16 protein-coding genes are annotated in these 18,715 nt (G+C 71.4%); 6 read left to right on the plus strand and 10 right to left on the minus strand.

The window, feature by feature from the left end:
* Window positions 1-7: 7 nt before the first annotated feature.
* Together AC4OXY_RS33105 and AC4OXY_RS33110 are read right to left on the minus strand one after the other, a co-directional pair.
* Entirely contained in the window at window positions 8-607 is a 600-nt protein-coding gene (locus tag AC4OXY_RS33105; RefSeq protein ID WP_356024684.1) for a GOLPH3/VPS74 family protein, read from the minus strand.
* Window positions 608-670: 63 nt separating this feature from the next.
* Window positions 671-2,545, minus strand: a complete 1,875-nt coding sequence (locus tag AC4OXY_RS33110; protein ID WP_356024681.1) for a ricin-type beta-trefoil lectin domain protein — start codon at window positions 2,543-2,545, stop codon at window positions 671-673.
* 172 nt (window positions 2,546-2,717) lie between these two features.
* Here AC4OXY_RS33110 and AC4OXY_RS33115 point away from each other — a divergent pair, with 172 nt between their 5' ends.
* Entirely contained in the window at window positions 2,718-4,130 is a 1,413-nt protein-coding gene (locus tag AC4OXY_RS33115) for a hypothetical protein (RefSeq protein WP_491991536.1), read from the plus strand.
* 18 nt (window positions 4,131-4,148) lie between these two features.
* Here the strand turns inward: AC4OXY_RS33115 and AC4OXY_RS33120 are convergent, their stop codons facing one another.
* Entirely contained in the window at window positions 4,149-4,604 is a 456-nt protein-coding gene (locus AC4OXY_RS33120; protein ID WP_402066840.1) for a MarR family winged helix-turn-helix transcriptional regulator, read from the minus strand.
* Window positions 4,605-4,663: 59 nt separating this feature from the next.
* Here AC4OXY_RS33120 and AC4OXY_RS33125 point away from each other — a divergent pair, with 59 nt between their 5' ends.
* Window positions 4,664-5,815 (plus strand): FUSC family protein, encoded by a 1,152-nt coding sequence (locus AC4OXY_RS33125; protein ID WP_491991537.1) that lies wholly within the window; start codon window positions 4,664-4,666, stop codon window positions 5,813-5,815.
* A 149-nt stretch (window positions 5,816-5,964) separates the two neighbouring features.
* On the opposite strand, the gene AC4OXY_RS33130 is transcribed toward AC4OXY_RS33125, so the two are convergent.
* Window positions 5,965-6,567 carry a YceI family protein gene (locus AC4OXY_RS33130; RefSeq protein WP_356024673.1) on the minus strand — a complete coding sequence of 201 codons (603 nt, stop codon included), beginning with the start codon at window positions 6,565-6,567 and terminating at the stop codon, window positions 5,965-5,967.
* Between the two features lie 197 nt (window positions 6,568-6,764).
* Here AC4OXY_RS33130 and AC4OXY_RS33135 point away from each other — a divergent pair, with 197 nt between their 5' ends.
* The 4 genes from AC4OXY_RS33135 (at window position 6,765) to AC4OXY_RS33150 (ending at window position 12,299) form a co-directional block, all read left to right on the plus strand.
* Window positions 6,765-9,149: a polysaccharide lyase 8 family protein gene (locus tag AC4OXY_RS33135; RefSeq protein WP_491991538.1), complete on the plus strand. Its 2,385-nt coding sequence runs from the start codon at window positions 6,765-6,767 to the stop codon at window positions 9,147-9,149.
* A gap of 154 nt (window positions 9,150-9,303) precedes the next feature.
* Window positions 9,304-10,899: an acyl-CoA carboxylase subunit beta gene (locus tag AC4OXY_RS33140; protein ID WP_376289312.1), complete on the plus strand. Its 1,596-nt coding sequence runs from the start codon at window positions 9,304-9,306 to the stop codon at window positions 10,897-10,899.
* A gap of 57 nt (window positions 10,900-10,956) precedes the next feature.
* A complete protein-coding gene (locus tag AC4OXY_RS33145; RefSeq protein WP_356024666.1) occupies window positions 10,957-11,148 on the plus strand; it encodes an acyl-CoA carboxylase subunit epsilon in 192 nt (63 codons plus the stop codon).
* A gap of 215 nt (window positions 11,149-11,363) precedes the next feature.
* Window positions 11,364-12,299, plus strand: coding sequence for a hypothetical protein (locus tag AC4OXY_RS33150; protein ID WP_491991539.1), 936 nt, complete (start codon window positions 11,364-11,366; stop codon window positions 12,297-12,299).
* Between the two features lie 74 nt (window positions 12,300-12,373).
* On the opposite strand, the gene AC4OXY_RS33155 is transcribed toward AC4OXY_RS33150, so the two are convergent.
* From AC4OXY_RS33155 to AC4OXY_RS33180, 6 genes are all read right to left on the minus strand, one after another.
* The gene (locus AC4OXY_RS33155; RefSeq protein WP_009314218.1) at window positions 12,374-12,955 is read right to left on the minus strand and encodes a GTP-binding protein; all 582 of its coding nucleotides are present in this window, start codon (window positions 12,953-12,955) and stop codon (window positions 12,374-12,376) included.
* Complete coding sequence (locus tag AC4OXY_RS33160) at window positions 12,936-13,505, minus strand: DUF742 domain-containing protein (protein WP_071370711.1); 570 nt, start codon at window positions 13,503-13,505, stop codon at window positions 12,936-12,938. The genes AC4OXY_RS33155 and AC4OXY_RS33160 overlap by 20 nt, the downstream gene beginning before the upstream one ends.
* Window positions 13,506-13,601: 96 nt before the next feature.
* Window positions 13,602-14,015, minus strand: coding sequence for a roadblock/LC7 domain-containing protein (locus tag AC4OXY_RS33165; protein ID WP_003993185.1), 414 nt, complete (start codon window positions 14,013-14,015; stop codon window positions 13,602-13,604).
* 10 nt (window positions 14,016-14,025) lie between these two features.
* Window positions 14,026-17,292 carry a nitrate- and nitrite sensing domain-containing protein gene (locus AC4OXY_RS33170; RefSeq protein WP_491991540.1) on the minus strand — a complete coding sequence of 1,089 codons (3,267 nt, stop codon included), beginning with the start codon at window positions 17,290-17,292 and terminating at the stop codon, window positions 14,026-14,028.
* A gap of 407 nt (window positions 17,293-17,699) precedes the next feature.
* Entirely contained in the window at window positions 17,700-18,275 is a 576-nt protein-coding gene (locus tag AC4OXY_RS33175) for a GTP-binding protein (RefSeq protein WP_356024659.1), read from the minus strand.
* A complete protein-coding gene (locus AC4OXY_RS33180) occupies window positions 18,256-18,654 on the minus strand; it encodes a DUF742 domain-containing protein (RefSeq protein ID WP_009190816.1) in 399 nt (132 codons plus the stop codon). The genes AC4OXY_RS33175 and AC4OXY_RS33180 overlap by 20 nt, the downstream gene beginning before the upstream one ends.
* Between the last annotated feature and the right edge of the window lie 61 nt (window positions 18,655-18,715).

The following is an 18,715-nucleotide window of genomic DNA, read 5'->3' on the forward strand; positions in this document are numbered from 1 at the left end:
TGCCGGCTCAGGGAACGCGCCAGATGTTGTCGAAGGCCGCGTTCTCGATGCGGCGGCGGGTGCGGACGCCCTCCAGTTCACGCACCGCCTCGCCGACCGCCGCCAGGACCGTGATCACGTCCTCGTCGGCGGGGGCCTCCGCCGGGCGGTCCTCGCCGATGGCGAGGATGCCGGCGAGGCCGGCGAGGACCGGTTCGCGCGACCACCAGCGGTCGGCCGCGTGCTGCCGGGCCGGGGTGTCGGCCGGGACGCGCTCGGCGGGGTTCAGCGACAGCCGGTGGCGGCGTTCGGCGGTGAGCTGCCCCTCGGACTCCAGCGCGTCCCGGTAGGCGGCCGCCAGCCCCTCGCCCCGGCGCCACAGCCAGTCCTCGACCGTCTCGTACGGCTCCCGCCGGGTGAGCGCCGCCCCGGCCTCGTCCAGCATCCGGTCGCCCGTGGTCAGGGCGGGGCCGGGCACGATGCGCTCACCGTCCAGGGTGAGCGCACGCACGCCGAGCAGGTCGACCAGTTCGGCGCCCGCGAGCGCGAGCGACAGATCGCCCCGCTCGACGGGGTGCTCGCCGGGCACGTCCAGGCTGACGAGGAACAGATCCCGAGGTGTCGTCATACGGTCATCGTCCCCCACGGACCGGCCGCCCGCCCGCCCGGCAACACTCCTACTGGAGAACTCCTACCGTAGGGTCCACTTCTGATTCGCGGCCCCGGTGCACGACCAGATCTGCGCCCGTGCCCCGTTCGCCGACGAGTCGTCCGTGACGTCCAGACACTTGTTCGCCGCCGTGTTGACGACATCACCGGTCGAGGCGTTGTACGACCACTGCTGCGCTCCGGTGCCGTTGCAGTCGTACAGCTGCACCTTCGCCCCGTCCGCCGTCGAGCCTGACGTCACGTCGAGGCACTTGCCGAGCGCCTGGACCGAGCCGTCGGCCGCCACGGTCCACTGCTGGGCGCCGCTGCCGTTGCAGTCGTAGAGCTGTACGGCCGTGCCGTCGGCGCTCGAAGCGCCTGCGACGTCCAGGCACTTGCCCGCCAGGCCGACGAAGGAGCCGGACCGGCTGCCGTTGCCGGACTGGGTGCCGGCCCAGGTGAGGGTCGCCGAGGTCTTGCCGGGCAGCGAGTAAGTGGCGTGCTGGGAGCCCCAGTCGATGGTGATGTCCTGCGCGGACGAGGAGCCGTTGTAGGCGATCAGCGCCTTGCTGCCGTCCGGGTTGCGCCAGGCGACGTTCGGCACGGTGGTGGACGCCGTCGAGGCGATCCGCTGGGCGCCCGGCCGGACGAACTTGGTCAGCTGGCCCATGTCGTAGTACTCGACGGTGTAGTCCACGGTCCCGCTCGCACCGTCCCCGTCGTGCACGGTGACCAGCCCCGTGCAGGTGCCGCAACCCCCGTTGTGGGGGCCGCCGTTCTGGTCCACGGCCAGCGACCACTTGGTCACCGACTTCGCCCAGTTGCGGGTGTAGTCGATGATGTTGGACATGTCCTCGTGCTGCTGGTCGGCGATCCAGGTGCCGCCGGAGTGCTCGGTGGCGAAGGCGTCCAGCCCGGGGTACTGGTCGTGCACGGCGGACTGCTTGGTGACGTCACCGCCGTAGCCGTGCCAGGCGATCCCGCCGAAGTTGGGGTGGTCGCGGATCGCCGCGTCGTCCACGGCCTGGGCCGCGTAGGAGTCGTAGGTGTCCCAGTTCCAGTCGTGCGCCAGCACCTTGGTGCTCAGCCCGGCCGACTGGAGCCGCGGCAGCAGGTCGTTCTTGAGGAAGTAGTCGATGCCGCTCGCGTTCCAGCTCATCGAGGGATAGCCGGAACAGCAGGTCGGCTCGTTCTGCGGTGTCACGTAGGAGACGTTGATCCCCTGGTCCTTGTACGCCTGGAGGTACTTCACGAAGTAGTCGGCGTACGCCCCGTAGTCCTCGGCCTTCAGCCAGCCGCCGTTCAGCGAGCCGCTGTCCTTCATCCAGGCCGGGGCCGTCCATGGCGAGGCCATGACAGTCAGGGACGGATCGAGCTGGAGCGCCTGCCTGGTGAGTGGCACGACGTCCGCGAGATCGTGCCCGACGGAGAAGCCGTTCAGGTTCGGGTCGGTCTGCCCGGACGGCACGTCGTCGTACGTGTAGCCGTAGCGCGCGAGGTCCGAGGCGCCCATCGGGTTGCGCAGGAACGACAGCCCGATGCCGTCCGTCGGCGAGAACAGCTTGCGCATGGTCGCGTCCCGGGTCGCCTGGGACAGGGCCCCGCTGCTGTTCATCAGCCAGGCCGCGGTGTCCGTGAAGGAGGCGCCGCCGCCGGTGAAGGTCTGGTAGCGGGTGTTCTCGTCCACGGTGATGTTCGTGCCGCTGCCGCCCGTCCCGGACTGGAACGCGAACGGCGCCTGCGCCTGGAGCCCGCGTACGACATGCCGTCCGGCGGAGTCGTCGGTGGTGGTGAGCCAGGCCGTGACCTGCTCGCCGGCCGCGTGCGCGGGGGGTACGGCGGCGGTCACGCCGGCCGCGGAGAGCAGTCCGGCCAGCAGCAGCCGGACCGCGCGGGGGGTTCTCCGGGTTCTGCTCATCGTGCGTCGCCCTTCCTGTCCTAGTTAACTCATGACGTGAGCTAAGCCATGAGTGAACCACGGGGACCAGGGGCGGTCTATACCAACGACAGCCCCGCTTGCCGTGCTTCGATCCGTGCTTCGATATGCCGGAATTCATCGGTATTCGTAGGTATTCGGGTAGCTTCGAACCATGAAGGCCGTCCTGCGGACCCGCAGCCTGCCCGCCCTGCTGCCGGCCGTCCTCCTCCTGCTCGTCCCGTTCCTCCTGCTCCTCGCACCCCCGTTCGCGCCCCGGGCGAGCGCGGACACGAGCATCTCCACGATCGCCCGCGCGCTGCGCGCGAGCCCGGTCTACGTCGACCCGGCCGCCGCCTCCCAGCTGCCGAAGGCGGACGCCGACGCCCTCGCGAAGCGGATCGTGGACGCCAACAAGCCGGTGTTCGTCGCGGTCCTCCCGGCCGGCTACCCGACGGCCGCACTCTTCACGAACCTCCGCGCGGCCACCGGCATCACCGGCCTGTACGGCATCCGCCTCGGCGACCGCTTCGACGCCCGCGCCGACTCCTCCGTCATGTCGGCGACGGCCCGGCGCAACCTGGTGAACAGCGTCCAGGACGAGCCGGTGAAGACCCAGCTCAGCGACTTCACCGACCGCGCCCTGGCCACGGTCGGCGGCCACGCGCCGAGGAGCTGGGGCGGCCCGGCCGGTTCGGGCGGCGGGGTGTCCGGCACGGCGGTGCTCGTCACGGGCGCCGCCCTCGTGGCCGGCGGCGCGGGCGCGTACGCGCTGGTGCGGCGCAGCCGCCGCCGGCGCGAGGAGGAGCGGCGGGCCGCCCTCGACCGGCTGCGCGTGGTCGTCGACGAGGACATCACCGCCTTCGGCGAGGAACTGGACCGCCTCGACTTCCACCCGGCCGAGCCCGGCGCCGACGACGCGATGCGCGCCGACTACGAACGCGCCCTGGACGCCTACGAGACCGCCAAGCAGCGGATGTCCGAGGCGCGGCGCCCGGAGGACGTCCGCACGGTGACCGAGGCGCTGGAGGACGGCCGCTTCTCGCTCGCCCAGCTCACCGCCCGCCGCACGGGCCGCCCGCTGCCCGAGCGCCGGCCGCCCTGCTTCTTCGACCCGCGCCACGGCCCCTCGGTCGCCGACGCGGACTGGACCCCGCCCGGCGGCGCCCCGCGCCAGGTCCCGGTCTGCGCGGCCGACGCCACCCGGCTGGCCGACGGCCGCGACCCGGTGATCCGCGAGGTCGACACCGAGCACGGCCGCCGCCCCTACTGGGACGCGGGCCCCGCCTACGGCCCCTGGGCGGGCGGCTACTTCGGCGGCGGCATCCTGCCCGGCCTGCTCGTCGGCACACTCCTCGGCACCATGATGGCCACCCCGTCGTACGCGGCCGACTACGGCACGGGCTACGGCGACTTCGGCCCGCACTCCGGCTACGACGGCGGCTACGACGACGGCTCCCAGGGCGGCGACGTCTCCGGCACGGACTTCGACCCCGGGGACTTCGGGGGCGGCTTCGGCGACGGAGGCGGCGACTTCGGCGGCGGGGGCGGGGGAGACGGGGGAGGGGATTTCGGAGGGGGGTTCTGAGGGGGTTCTGAGGGTGCGTCACTCCTTGTCCTGGTGGTGACCGTCGTCCGTCAGGGACAGGGAGCCCAGCCGTTCCATCACCGCCGCCGCCAGGTTCAGCACCCCGCGCTCCGTCTCGCCGAGCGTGCCCAGCGCCTCGGCCAGCCAGGCGTCACGCTCGGCCATGTCCCGCTCCAGCGCCCGCCGGCCCGGTCCGGTGAGTGACAGCACGGACTGGCGCCGGTCGTCGGTGCCCCGCTCCCGCGCGATCAGCCCCTCGGTCTCCAGCTCCGCGTAGACCCGGGTGAGCGACTGGGGCCGCTGCCGCTCGGCCGCCGCGATCTCGCCGGGGGTCGCCGGGCCGTACCGGCTCAGGTGACCGAGCACGGCGAGCTGGTTGGGGCTGAGGCCGCCGTCCCCGCGTTCCTGCCGCAGTCGCCGGTTGAGCCGGACGACGGCGCGCCGGAGGCGGGCGGCGTCGGAGTGGTGATCCATGCAGAGATCCTACGTGCAGCTTAATAGCTGCGACGGGAAGCCCGCTGTATCCTCGCCCTGTGCGCTCAAAACTCATACGCAATGCGTACGAAGTGATGCTGGCGATGACGGCGGTGCTGCTCTGCTGGGGTGCCGCCCTGTGGCTGGAGGGCGCGGCCGGGCTGCACACGGACGTGCCCGTCCTCGCGGTGGCCCTCACCCTCCCCCTGTCCTCGACCCAGCGCACCGCGCCGACGCGCCGCCGGCTGGCCGCCCTGGCGTTGCTGCCCGTCACGGCCGCCGGGGCGCAGTTCCTGGGCCGGCTGATCATGCACCACTACGCGATCGGCGCTGCCGTCTTCACGGCGGGCATCTCGCTGTGCATCTGGATGCGCCGCTACGGCGCCACGGCGACCGGACTCGGCACGCTGACGGCGCTGCCGTTCGTCGCGCTGCTGATCGTCCCCGGCCCCGCGCTGCCCCCGGCGGCCGAGAGCGGGCTGGTGAGCTGGTCCTGGTCGGCGCTGATCGGCGTCCTGGCGTGCGGGTGCGTGTGGCTGGTACAGGCCCTCGGGGACCGGTACGGCCCCTGGCGTCCGGAGCCCGAGCCGGTCGTTCCCCGCCGGGCCTCGCGTCTTCGCCCGCGCTCCAGCACCCGCATGGCCGTGCAGATGGCGGTCGGCGTGGCCCTGGCCTTCCTCTGCGGCCGCCTTCTCTTCGACGGCCACTGGCCCTGGGCGGTCCTCACGGCGTACGTGGCGGCGAGCGGCAACCGGGGTCGAACGGACGTCGTGCGCAAGGGGGTCGAGCGCCTCGCGGGCGCGGCCGCGGGCACGCTGCTGGCCACCGGGGTGGCCTCGACCGGCATCACGGGCCGCGCGTCGGTGGCGGTGATGTTCGCGGTCCTGGCCGTGGCGCTGTGGCTGCGCCCGCTCAACTACGCCTACTGGGCAGCCGGAATCACGACCGCTCTCTCCCTGCTCCTCGGCTACTTCGGCCAGGACGCGGTGAGCCTGCTGCCGACTCGCCTTGCCGCGACAGCCGTTGGAGCGGTTCTGTCCATCGCGGCGGCGTGGTGGGTACTGCCGGTCCCCGTCAGGAGGCGAGGCCCTCGGCTCACGAACGAGCCGGGGCCGCCCGCTCCCCAGCACGGACGCGTCCGCGCCTCGCCTGCACGCCGGGCCGGCTCGGCGGCGAACGGCGATCAGACGCAGCCGCCCAGCCGCAGGTGATGGGCAGTCTTGGGCCGCGACTGGGCGCTGTCCGAGGCCCCGGTGAGGGGCGGGGCCAGGGCCTTCGTGGTGGCCATGAGTGGCCCAAACCCTCCAGTCCCCTGCGAAGCCCGACCCCGCAAGCCCCTCCCGGCCGAACCGCCGGAGGCTCACGCGTTCTTGATGGCCGAGATGTCGAAGTTCAGCTTGATCTTGTCGGAGACCAGGACGCCGCCGGTCTCCAGGGCCGCGTTCCAGGTCAGGCCCCACTCGGAGCGCAGGATCTCGGCCTTGCCCTCGAAGCCGACGCGCTCGTTGCCGAAGGGGTCCTTCGCCGAGCCGTTGAACTCCAGGTCGATGGTGATCGGCCTGGTCGTGCCGAGGATGGAGAGGTCGCCGGTGATGCGGTAGTCCTCGCCGCCCAGGGCCTCCGCCTTGGTGGAGCGGAAGGTCATGGTCGGGAACTCGTCGGCCTTGAAGAAGTCGGACGACTTCAGGTGCCCGTCGCGGTCGGCGCTGCCGGTGTCGACGCTGGCCATCTGGATGTCGAGGGTCGCGGTGGAGCCGGCCGGGTCCGCGCCGTCGAGGTGCAGGCTGCCGGTGAAGTCGTGGAAGGCGCCCTTGACGTTGGTGACCATGGCGTGCCGGGCGGTGAAGCCGATCGTGGTGTGTGCCGGGTCGATCGTGTAGTCGCCGGTCAGCGCCGTCAGGTCGGGGCCGGTGGCGGCGGTCGTGGTCGCGGGGGTGCTGTCCTTGCGGCTGAAGAAGCCCATGTCGTGCTCCAGGAAGTTTCAGTTGAACGTTAAACGAACTCGATGTCTCCGACGGTAGACCCATTCTGTTCAGTTTTCAACATCATCCGTAGTGTGTCTTCATCGTTACGCGGAGCAACGGCGTCTGCCATCTGGCGCACCGGCCGGGAAGCGGGCACCATCTGCGTGCACCGCCGGACGTCGGGAAGGGTGCAGTGATGAGTGGTTCCCTGCGACCGACCCGGCGCGCGATGCTGCTCGCCGCCGCCCTCGGCCCTGCCCTGGCTCCCGTCCTCGGGGCCCGCCCCGAAGTCCGCCCCGGAGTCGCCGATGCCGTGACAGGCGGTGATCCCCACGACGCCCTGCGCCGGCGCTGGCTCGACATCGCCCTCGGGGCCGGATACGACCCGGGCGCCGAACCGTACGCCTCCCGCCTCCGCCAACTCGGTTCCCTGGCGCGGGACTTCGGCGGCACCATGGCGCCCGCCCCCGACTCCCTGTGGCCCGGGCACCCCTTCGACCCGCCGGCCGGCATCACCTACAGCTACAACCGGCTGTGGACCATGGCCCAGGCCTGGGCCCAGCCCGGCACCGGCGCCGGCGGCGACCCCGCGCTCCTCGACGCCGTCATCCGCGGCCTCGACCATCTGTCCGCCCGCGTCTACAACCCCTCCACCAGCCGCTACGGCAACTGGTGGGAGTGGCAGATCGGCAGCCCCCGGCTGCTCATGGACATCACGGCCACGCTGTACGACCGCCTCGGCGCCGACCGGATCGCCGCCGCCTGCGCGGCCGTGGACCACTTCATCCCGGACAGCATGCTCACCGACTACTCCGGCACCTCCACCGGCGCCAACCGCGTCGACCTCGCCCGCTCCGTCGTCCTGCGCGGCATCCTCGGGCGGGACGATGCCAGGATCTCCCTCGCCCGGGACGCCCTCTCGCCGGTCTTCCCGTACGTCACCCAGGGCGACGGGCTCTACGCCGACGGCTCCTTCGTGCAGCACACCTGGGTCGCCTACGCGGGGACGTACGGCCAGGTCCTGCTCGACGGACTCGGGCGGCTGTTCGCCCTGCTCGCCGGGTCGCCCTGGGAGGTCACCGACCCCGCCCGGCAGAACGTCCTCGACGCCGTCGAGCACTCCTTCGCGCCGCTCGTCCACGACGGTCTGGTCATGGACGGCGTCAACGGCCGTGCCATCAGCCGGGGTTACCTGCTCGGCGACGACCTGCACCTCATGCGCAGCGACCACTTCCACGGGCAGGCGCTCATCGGCTCGATCGCGCTGCTCGCGGGCGGGGTGGGGGAGGCGCGGCGGGCGAAGTGGTACGGGATGGTGAAGGGATGGATCGAACGGGACAGCGTGACACCGGTACTGACGGGGGGTCAGTTCGGTGTCGCCGACCTCGCGCGGCTGCACGCCGTCGCCGCCTCGCCCGTCCCGGCGGCCCCGGAACCCCTCGGCCACCGGCTCTTCCCGGCCATGGACCGCGCCGTCCACCGCGGGCCCCGCTTCACCGCCGCCCTGTCCATGGCGAGCGACCGCATCGCCCACTACGAGTGCGGCAACGGCGAGAACCCGCGCGGCTGGCACACCGGTTCGGGGATGCTGTACTGGTGGCCGAGTGGTGGTCGGGCCGATCGGGCCGGTCGGGCCGATCAATACACGGACTGGTTCTGGCCGACCGTCGACTGGTACCGGCTGCCCGGGACCACCGTCTCCACCAAGCGGCTCGCCGACCGCGAAGGGGGCGAGTGGGGCGCGCCGAAGCCGGACGTCCGGTGGGTCGGCGGGGCGACGGACGGTACGTACGCGGCCGTGGGGCAGCATCTCAAGGGTCTCGGTTCCAGCCTGGAGGCCCGTAAGTCCTGGTTCTTCCTCGACGACGCCGTGGTCTGCCTCGGCGCCGGGATCACCTGCGCCGACGCCGTCCCGGTCGAGACGGTCGTGGACAACCGCAACCTGGGGGAAGGCGGCACCCAGGCCTTCGTGCGCGCACGGAACTGGGCGCACCTCGAAGGGCACGGCGGCTGGATCCTGCCGCACGGGCCGTACGGCGCCGAACTGCGCACCCTGCGCGAGGACCGCACCGGCGCCTGGTCCGACATCAACGCGACCAGCACCGACGAGCGGCGCACCCGGCGCTGGCAGACCCTCTGGCTCGACCACGGCACCGACCCGGCCGGCGCCCGCTACCTGTACGTCCTGCTGCCCGGCGCCACCCGTGCCGAGACCGCCGCCCGGGCCGCCGACCGGCACTGGCTGCGCGTCCTCGCCAACGACCCCGGCCGGCAGGCCGTTGCCGTGCCCCGGCTGGGGCTGACCGGCGCGAACTTCTGGCGGGCGGGTACGGTGGGGGACCTGGCCGTCTCCGCGGGGGCGAGCGTGCTCGTCGTCCGCCGGGGCCGTACGGCCGTGCTGCACATCGGCGAGCCACCGCGCACCGGCCGGCCGCTGGAGATCGTCTGGGACCGCCCGGTGCGCGCGGTGACCCGGGCCGGCGAGGGCGTCGAGGTGCTCGCCGCGGACCGCTCTCTGAGGCTGCGCGTCACTCCAGGGATGGCATGTGCCGACCGTGTATGTGAGGTGAGTCTCAGCTGATGGCTTTGTGGTCTCCCTACAAGCCCGGTGCCCTCTGAGCAGTCGGAACGGCTGCACGCGCCTGTGGTTCTGTTCACTGGCACCAGGAAAACGGGCCGGAGACTGTACGGAGTCGACGTCTCGCTTTCCTTGGTGTCCTTCGTAAGGTCGCTACATGACCGTTTTGGAAGAGACGACGGGTGAGCCGACCGGCGAGCCGACGGACGCGCGCGGACGAGTCGCCGAGCTGCACGAGATTCGTGCCAGGGCCGTGGCCGGCCCGAGCGAGAAGGCGACGGCGGCGCAGCACGCCAAGGGCAAGCTGACGGCGCGGGAGCGGATCGAGCTGCTCCTGGACCCGGGTTCCTTCCAGGAGGTCGAGCAGCTGCGCCGGCACCGGGCGCAGGGGTTCGGCCTGGACGCGAAGAAGCCGTACACGGACGGTGTGATCACCGGCTGGGGTACGGTCGAGGGCCGTACGGTCTTCGTCTACGCGCACGACTTCCGGATCTTCGGCGGTGCGCTCGGCGAGGCGCACGCCACCAAGATCCACAAGATCATGGACATGGCCATCGCGGCCGGTGCCCCGCTGGTGTCGCTCAACGACGGCGCGGGTGCCCGGATCCAGGAGGGCGTCAGCGCCCTGGCCGGCTACGGCGGCATCTTCCAGCGCAACACCAAGGCCTCGGGTGTCATCCCGCAGATCAGCGTGATGCTCGGCCCGTGCGCGGGCGGCGCGGCGTACAGCCCGGCGCTCACCGACTTCGTGTTCATGGTCCGTGAGACCTCGCAGATGTTCATCACGGGCCCGGACGTGGTCAAGGCCGTGACCGGCGAGGAGATCAGCCAGAACGGGCTCGGCGGCGCCGACGTGCACGCCGAGACCAGCGGCGTGTGCCACTTCGCGTACGACGACGAGGAGACGTGCATCGCCGAGGTGCGCTACCTGCTGTCGATGCTGCCGCAGAACAACCGCGAGAACCCTCCGCGCACCGAGTCCTCCGACCCGGTCGACCGCCGCAGCGACGTCCTGCTGGACCTGGTCCCGGCGGACGGCAACCGGCCGTACGACATGACGAAGGTCATCGAGGAGCTCGTCGACGACGGCGACTACCTGGAGGTCCACGAGCGCTGGGCGCGGAACATCATCTGCGCGCTGGCCCGCATGGACGGCCAGGTGGTCGGCATCATCGCCAACCAGCCGCAGGTCCTCGCGGGTGTGCTGGACATCGAGGCCAGTGAAAAAGCTGCGCGCTTTGTCCAGATGTGTGACGCTTTCAATGTCCCGATCGTCACCCTGCTGGACGTGCCGGGCTTCCTCCCCGGTGTGGACCAGGAGCACGGCGGAATCATCCGCCACGGCGCGAAGCTGCTGTACGCCTACTGCAACGCGACCGTGCCGAGGATTTCGCTCATCCTGCGCAAGGCGTACGGAGGTGCCTACATCGTCATGGACTCCCAGTCGATCGGGGCGGACCTCACCTACGCCTGGCCGACCAACGAGATCGCCGTGATGGGCGCCGAGGGCGCCGCCAACGTCATCTTCCGCCGGCAGATCGCCGACGCCCAGGACCCCGAGGCCATGCGGGCCCGGATGGTCAAGGAGTACAAGTCCGAGCTGATGCACCCGTACTACGCGGCCGAACGCGGCCTCGTGGACGACGTGATCGACCCCGCCGAGACGCGCGAGGTCCTGGTCAAGTCCCTGGCGATGCTCCAGTCCAAGCACGCCGACCTGCCCTCCCGCAAGCACGGCAACCCCCCGCAGTAACCGAGCGGACCCGCCGCGGCAACCCCGCGGACCTCTCTCTCACGGAGACTGACACCCATGAGCACTCCTGACATCCGCGTCGAGAAGGGCCACGCCGAGCCCGAGGAAGTCGCCGCCATCACGGCCGTCCTCCTGGCCCGCGCGGCCGCCCGCACGTCCGTGGCCCCGGCGCACCGCGGCCGCCCCAGGGCCGGCTGGCGTCGCCTGGAGCGCGAGGGCGGCTTCCGCGCCCCGCACAGCTGGCACTGAGTCCACGCCTCACCACGGCCCCGCTCTCCTCCAAGAGGGCGGGGCCGTCGTGTTGTGCGCCCTTCCAGTCCGTCCGTGCGCCCGTGCGCTCCCGCGAACGGATCAACCGGCGCTGGGCGGCGGGAGTTCAAGATCCCTAATCTGGCGCGGAGATCCGGCCCAGGAGCCGGCACAGCCGGCCCAGGTACCGGCCCAGGAAAGGGACCCCACCACCCGTGACACTCTCGACGCCGCGATGTGCCGTCCGGATCACCATCGCGACCACCCTGCTGACCGTGCTCGCCATGATCCCGGCCGGCGCCGCCGGCCAGAGCTGGCAGCGGGTCGGCACCGACGCCCGCAGCGGCGTCAGCGGCCTCGCCCACGAGGGGCCCTCGGCCGACGGGACCGGCGTGGACGCGCTGATCGTGCACGACAACAAGGCGCCCGGCCAGCGGCGGCTGTCCCGGGTCACCCACCGGGACCGCGGCCCCGACGAGGTCAGCCCGCTGACCTGGAGCGGGGCCGAACCGCAGGACCTGGAGGCGATCGAGGCGATTCCCGGCACGGCGGGGGAGTACATGGCGCTCGCCGCCCGCGGCATCGTCTACCGCGTGCGGGTGGACGGCGACACGGCGGCCGTCGTCGACTACGCGCCCCTGCCCGGCGTCGCCCCGGGCGACGACGACGAGAGCTTCGCGCTGGTGTCCCGGGGCGGCAGGCTCGCCGCGCTGTGGGCCTCCCGGGGCGACGGTCCGGACCACCCCGCCGTCCTGTACGCGGCGCCGCTCACCTTCGCCCCCTGGGGGCAGCCCGAGTTCGGCGCCGTGAGCCGTCGGCCGTACCGGGCGCCGTACCCGGTCGGCGAGGGAACCCGGCACATCACCGACCTCACCGTGACCGACTCCGGCCGGATCCTGGCGAGTTCGGCGGCGGACGCCGATGACGACGGGCCGTTCGACTCCGCCGTGTCCGACATCGGCCGGGTGACCGTCTCCCCGGCCGGCGCCGTGCGCGTCACGCTCGCGGAGTCCCCCACCCTGCTCGGCACCTTCCACGGCTACAAGGTCGAGGCCGTGGAGTGCGTGCCCGGCACCGACCGGGCCCTGCTCGGCACCGACGACGAGAACCACGGCGGCTCCGTGCGCTCCATGCCGTACTGCGGACGCTGAACGCCCGGCGCCGGCACACAACTCGGCCCCTGAACCCACCGGTTCAGGGGCCGTCGTCAGGAGGAGCCGGGGTGCTACCGCAGGCGGGCCATCAGCGCGTGCTCGACCAGGGTGATCAGCGCCGACTTCGCGTCCGCGCGGTGGCGGGCGTCCGTCGTGATGATCGGGGTGTCCGGCCCGATCTGGAGCGCCTCGCGCACCTCGTCGGGGTTGTAGGGCTGCTGGCCGTCGAAGCCGTTGAGGGCGATGACGAACGGCAGCCCGCTGTTCTCGAAGTAGTCGACCGCGGGGAAGCAGTCGGCGAGGCGCCGGGTGTCCACGAGCACGATCGCGCCGATCGCACCGCGCACCAGGTCGTCCCACATGAACCAGAAGCGGTCCTGGCCCGGCGTGCCGAACAGGTACAGGATCAGGTCCTGGTCGAGGGTGATACGGCCGAAGTCCATGGCCACCGTGGTGGTGGTCTTGTCCCCGGTGTGGGTGAGGTCGTCGATGCCCGCGCTGGCGGACGTCATGACGGCCTCGGTGCGCAGCGGGTTGATCTCCGAGACGGCACCCACGAACGTGGTCTTGCCCACGCCGAAGCCGCCCGCCACCACGATCTTCGCGGAGGTGGTGGAGCGGGAAGGACCGCCGCTAGAGCTTGCGAAGTCCACTGAGCACCCTTTCGAGCAGTGTCACGTCTGGCTGGCCACCGGCGTTCTCGTCGCCGCCGGGCTGATGGATGGCGACCAGGCCCGCCTCCGCCAAGTCGGCGACGAGGATCCTGGCCACGCCGAGGGGGATCGTCAGCAGGGCCGAGACCTCGGCCACCGACTTGATCTCCCGGCAGAGGTTGCAGATCCGCTGATGCTCGGGCAACTGGCCCTGCATCTGGTGCGGCTGCGCGGTGGTGTGCACCAGTGCCTCGATGGCGAGCTGGTACCGCGGGCGGGTCCGGCCGCCGGTCATGGCGTACGGACGCACCAGGGGGTTGTTCGATGCGGACGCGGGCGCCGGCTCGGGGCGGCGCTGCGGCTGCACCGGCTGGATGCGCGGGGCCGGCGGCTGGTCGTACGGCGACGGGCCGGGGCCCTGCGGCGCGTACGGCTGCCGGTGGCTCGGGGCGGAGGGGAAGTTGTACCGGTTCGCCGAACCGTCGCCCTGACCCTGACCAGGGCCGTACGACCAGTTCCCCGAATGCGAACCACCTGGGGGTGTTGCCACTTTCTCTCCTCCTCCGACTGTGCCGGGCACCCATCGCTGTGGAGCCGCGTCCCGAAACCTTACGGCCCCGGGACGCGAATACGCACCGTCCGATTGTTAGTTGAGAAGGCTGCCCTGGAGCTCCGCACGGAGATCCGGGGTCAGGACCGTGCCCGCGCGGTCCACCAGAAGGGCCATCTCGTACCCGATGAGGCCGATGTCCGCTTCCGGGTGGGCCAGAACCGCGAGCGAGGAGCCGTCGGATACGGACATGATGAAGAGGAATCCCCTCTCCATCTCCACAACAGTCTGGTTCACGGCACCTCCCTCGAAGATCCGGGAGGCGCCTGCCGTCAGAGACGTCAGACCGGAGGCGACGGCCGCGAGCTGGTCCGCGCGGTCGCGGGGGAAGCCCTCGGACATTGCCAGAAGGAGTCCGTCGGCGGAGACCACCACCGTGTGGGACACCCCCGGGGTGTTGTCCACGAAGTTGGTGATCAACCAGTTCAGGTTCTGTGCCGCCTGGCTCATCGGGCTCACACTAACGCTCCTGGTTGTAGGTGCTGTCAGGACCGAAGCCCTGGCCGTTCGTTTCACTGCCTGCGCTGCGTCCGCGCTGGACGCCTCGACGCAGGTTGCTCAGCCTGCCCCGGACGTCCTCCGGGGCGCGGGAGACCTGGGGGCCTCCCTGGGGGGTGCTCTCGGCGGCGCCCTCGACCAGGTTGGCCTTGGGCACCCGCCGCGGCAGACCGGACGCGGTGACCCCGCCCGCCTTCGGCTTCCGGAGCTGCGAGGCCTGCTGCCACCGCGCGTCGTTCGCCGAACGCCAGCCGTTGTCGCCGCCCGCTGCCGGAGCGTCGCCCGGAGCCGGAGCCGGAGCCGGTGCTTCCGGCTGCACACGGGCCGTGCCGTTCGCGGCACTCGAACCGTTGGAACCGCTCGCGGCGGAACCGCGGCGGGGCAGCCCGGCGTCGGTCAGCGCGTGGGCGGCGGGAGAGGCCGGTCCCGGACGGTCGAAGCCTACGCGGTTCCGCTCACTCGCGTCAGCGGCCTGCGAGGATTCCGCCTCCGGAGCGTACGGGGCCGGGTAGCCGTTCTGGTACCCGTCCTGCTGCTGCGGCTGCTGCGGCTGCTGCGGCCAGTCGTCCTGGTAGGACTGCGCCGGGGCCGGATCGGTGTACGCCGGGTCGGGGTAGCCGCCGGCCGAGAAGCTCTCGCCCTGCGGCAGACCGCCGTTCGGCGCGAAGAACTGGTCCTCGTACGGCTTGTCGTAGCTCTCCTCGTACGCGGCCTGCCGCGGCTCCTCGTACGCCTGCTCCTGGTAGGCCTGCTGCGGCTGCTCCTGGAACGCCTGCTGCGGCTGCTGCGCCTGGTAGCCCGAGCGGCCGTCGAACAGCGGGTCCGCGTAGGCGGCGGGCGCCTCGGGCTCCGGCTGCTCGGCCTGCGGCTGTCCCTGGCCCTGCGCCTCCAGGGCCGCGCGGCGCTCCTCGCGCATCAGCGAGCGGCCGACCGGGTCCAGCTCCCGGATGTCGTCGGGGATCTCCGGGTACCGGCTGTCGTCGAAGCCGAGCTCGGCTGCGGTCCGCAGAGGCTGCTGCGCCTGGCCGAAGCTCTCACCCTGGAACTGCTGGAACTGCTGCTCCGGGATGATCTGCGAGACCGTGAACTCCTCGCGGTCCAGCGGCGTCTCGCCGCCGCCACCGTGCGTGATCGCGTCGGGCAGCATGACCAGGGAGGTCGTGCCGGCCTGCTCGCCCGAGGGGCGCAGCTGGACGCGGATGCCGTGCCGGTCGGACAGCCGGCCGACCACGAACAGGCCCATGCGCTGGGAGATCGCGGCGTCCACGGTCGGCGGGTTGGCCAGCTTGTGGTTGATGTCCGCGAAGTCCTCGGCCGTCAGGCCGATGCCCTTGTCGTGGATCTCGATCATGATGCGGCCGTCGGGGAGACGGGTCGCGGTGACGCGGACCTTGGTCTGCGGGGAGGAGAACGTCGTCGCGTTCTCCAGCAGCTCGGCGAGCAGGTGCACGAGGTCGGTGACCGCGCGGCCGTGGATCTCGGCCTCCGGCACACCGGACAGCTCGATGCGCTCGTACTGCTCCACCTCGGAGGAGGCGGCGCGCAGCACGTCGACCAGCGGGACCGGCTGGTCCCAGCGGCGGCCGGGCTCCTCGCCGGCGAGGACCAGGAGGTTCTCGCCGTTGCGGCGCATACGGGTGGCCAGGTGGTCCAGCTTGAAGAGGTTCTCCAGCTGGTCCGGGTCGGCCTCGTTGTTCTCCAGGTCGGTGATCAGGGTCAGCTGGCCCTCGATCAGCGACTGGTTGCGGCGCGACAGGTTGGTGAAGATCGCGTTGATGTTGCCCCGCAGCAGCGCCTGCTCGGAGGCGAGCCGGACCGCCTCGCGGTGGACCTGGTCGAAGGCGCGGGCGACCTCGCCGATCTCGTCCTTGGTGGTGATCGGGATCGGGGTCACCCGGGTGTCGACCCGGCCGGGGTCGGTGCGCGAGAGCTGGTCGACCAGCATCGGCAGACGCTGCTCGGCGATGCCGAAGGCGGCGTTGCGCAGCTGGCGCATCGAGCGGCTCATCTGGCGGGCCACGGCACCGGCCAGGATGAACGCGAGCAGCAGGGCGACCACGACGACGGCACCGGTGGTGATCGCGGAGGTCTTGGCGTCGTCGGCGATGCCGGAGGCCTCGTTCACGGCCTTGTCGGCCATGCCCGACTCGATGTCGCGGTACGCGTTGAACTTGAGCGTGTTGACCGCCCACCAGTTCTGCGCGGTGATGCCCTTCTGGGCGAGCGCCGCACGCGCGGCGGGGTCGGTGGAGTCCAGGGTGGCGAGCGCCGTGACCATCTTCTGCGGGTCGGACGGCGGCGCGACGTAGCTCGGGTCCTTGGCCTTGGCCTGCTGGGCCATCGTCACGGCCTGGGTCTGGATGTCCTTCTTCTCGGCGTCCAGCTTGTCCGCGTCGGCCTGGGTGCCACCGCCGATGTACTCCTCGACGGCGATGCCCTCCAGGTAGGCGTACGAGGACAGGGCGACGCGCTGGCTGGCCAGGTTGGGGGCGTCCGGGCCCGGCTTGACCAGGATGTGCATGCCGATCGAGCGCTCCAGCGACAGGGCCGCCTTGGTGAGCGAGATGGCGTAGACGGTACGGCCGTAGGAGGTGATGTTGCCGGTGCCGAGACCGAGCTCGTTGGCGAACTCCATCAGCGGGTGGGCGACCTTGACGTAGCCCTCCTCGGTCTGCACACCGGTGAACTTGGAGGTGTACGCACCCGCGCGCAGCGTCTGGAGGAAGGGCTCCGCCTCGCGGAACAGCTTCAGCCGGCGCTCCAGGCCGGACTTGTGCGGCATGTTCTGCGCGGCCTGGTCGAAGGCGTCGGCGGCCTTGTCGGTCGCGTTCTGGACCGCCGTGACGGTCGCCTTGTCCTGGGCGGTCTCCAGCTTGCCCTTCAGCAGGGGCGCGGCGGCGGTGTCGCGCTCCTGGTAGAGCGCGTCGGCGTAGGAGAGCGAGGCGCGCACGAGCCGGGCGGTGTTCTCGGCGTCACGGGCCTGCTGCCAGGTGTCGATCGAGTTCTTCACCTGGAAGCCGCCCATGACGAGACCGACCGCCACGGGTATGAGCAGGATCGCGTTCAGTCTGGTCGGCACCCGCCAGTTGCGCGGGGAGAAACGACCGCCGCTCGGGGCCTGCGGGGCCGCCGGTTCCGCGCCGGTCACGGGGGTGGGCGCCGCAGCGCGCGGCGGCGGGGTGAAGTTGCCCCGTGCCGACGGCTCGGGACCGTTCTTGCTTCGCCTCACTCGACCAACAACCTCTCGGCGGTCGGCACCTACGTCGTGCCGCAGAGTCTCTCAGAGCCCGGTTCGTCATCGACTACTGAGTACGTCTTTGACTATTGGGCAGTTCAGGCATTCCAGCACGTGGACCAGTGCTCTTCCAAACAGTGGAAACCTGTGAAGGGGCCTGTCGCAGGTGGCAGATAAAACGGTCATAAAGAGCGAGCCCCGCCAAAAGGCGGGGCGATTGTGAGCGCAGCGGTACAGCCCGACTGCGTCGCGTGGTGATACCCGGGGATTCCTCTGCCGAACTGTTATGAACACCGGAGCCGACCGTGTCAAAGGCCACAGCTGGCTCCGGTCCGATTACGACAACTGCCGTACGGCACGTCGTACTTGAGCACGTATGCACGTGCTGACCAGCACTTGTGCTACCGCAGGCGGGCCATCAGCGCGTGCTCGACCAGCGTGATCAACGCCGACTTCGCGTCCGCGCGATGACGGGCGTCCGTCGTGATGATCGGGGCGTCCGGCCCGATCTGGAGCGCCTCGCGCACCTCGTCGGGGTTGTAGGGCTGCTGGCCGTCGAAGCCGTTGAGGGCGACGACGAACGGCAGCCCGCTGTTCTCGAAGTAGTCGACCGCGGGGAAGCAGTCGGCCAGGCGCCGGGTGTCCACGAGCACCACCGCGCCGATCGCACCGCGCACCAGGTCGTCCCACATGAACCAGAAGCGGTCCTGGCCCGGCGTGCCGAACAGGTACAGGATCAGGTCCTGGTCGAGGGTGATACGGCCGAAGTCCATGGCGACGGTGGTCGTCGTCTTGTCCCCGGTGTGGGTGAGGTCGTCGATGCCCGCGCTGGCGGACGTCATGACGGCCTCGGTGCGCAGCGGGTTGATCTCCGAGACGGCGCCGACGAACGTGGTCTTGCCCACGCCGAAGCCGCCCGCCACCACGATCTTGGCGGAGGTGGTGGCCCGGCCCGCGTCAGAGCTTGCGAAGTCCACTGAGCACCCTTTCGAGCAGCGTCACGTCCGGAGCGCCACCGTTGTTCTCGTCGCCACCGGGCTGGTGGATGGCGACCAGGCCGGCCTCGGCGAGGTCGGCCACCAGGATCCGGGCCACCCCGAGCGGCATGGCCAGCAGCGCGGAGACCTCCGCGACCGACTTGACCTCACGGCACAGGTGGCAGATGCGCTGGTGCTCCGGGAGCAGCCCCATGAGCGCTGCCGGGTCGGCCGTCGTGCTGATCAGCGCCTCGATGGCGAGCTGATAGCGAGGCCGCGTCCGGCCGCCGGTCATCGCGTACGGACGGACCAGCGGCTGGTCGCCCTCGTCCCCGTACGGTTCCGCGTACGGATCGTGATGGGCGGTGGGCGGGGTCATGAATCCTCCGGGCGGGACAGCAGGTCGGTCGGTCAAGCCGTCTGTCGGGGGCCGGTGGGGG

This window comes from Streptomyces sp. HUAS MG56, from assembly GCF_058673395.1.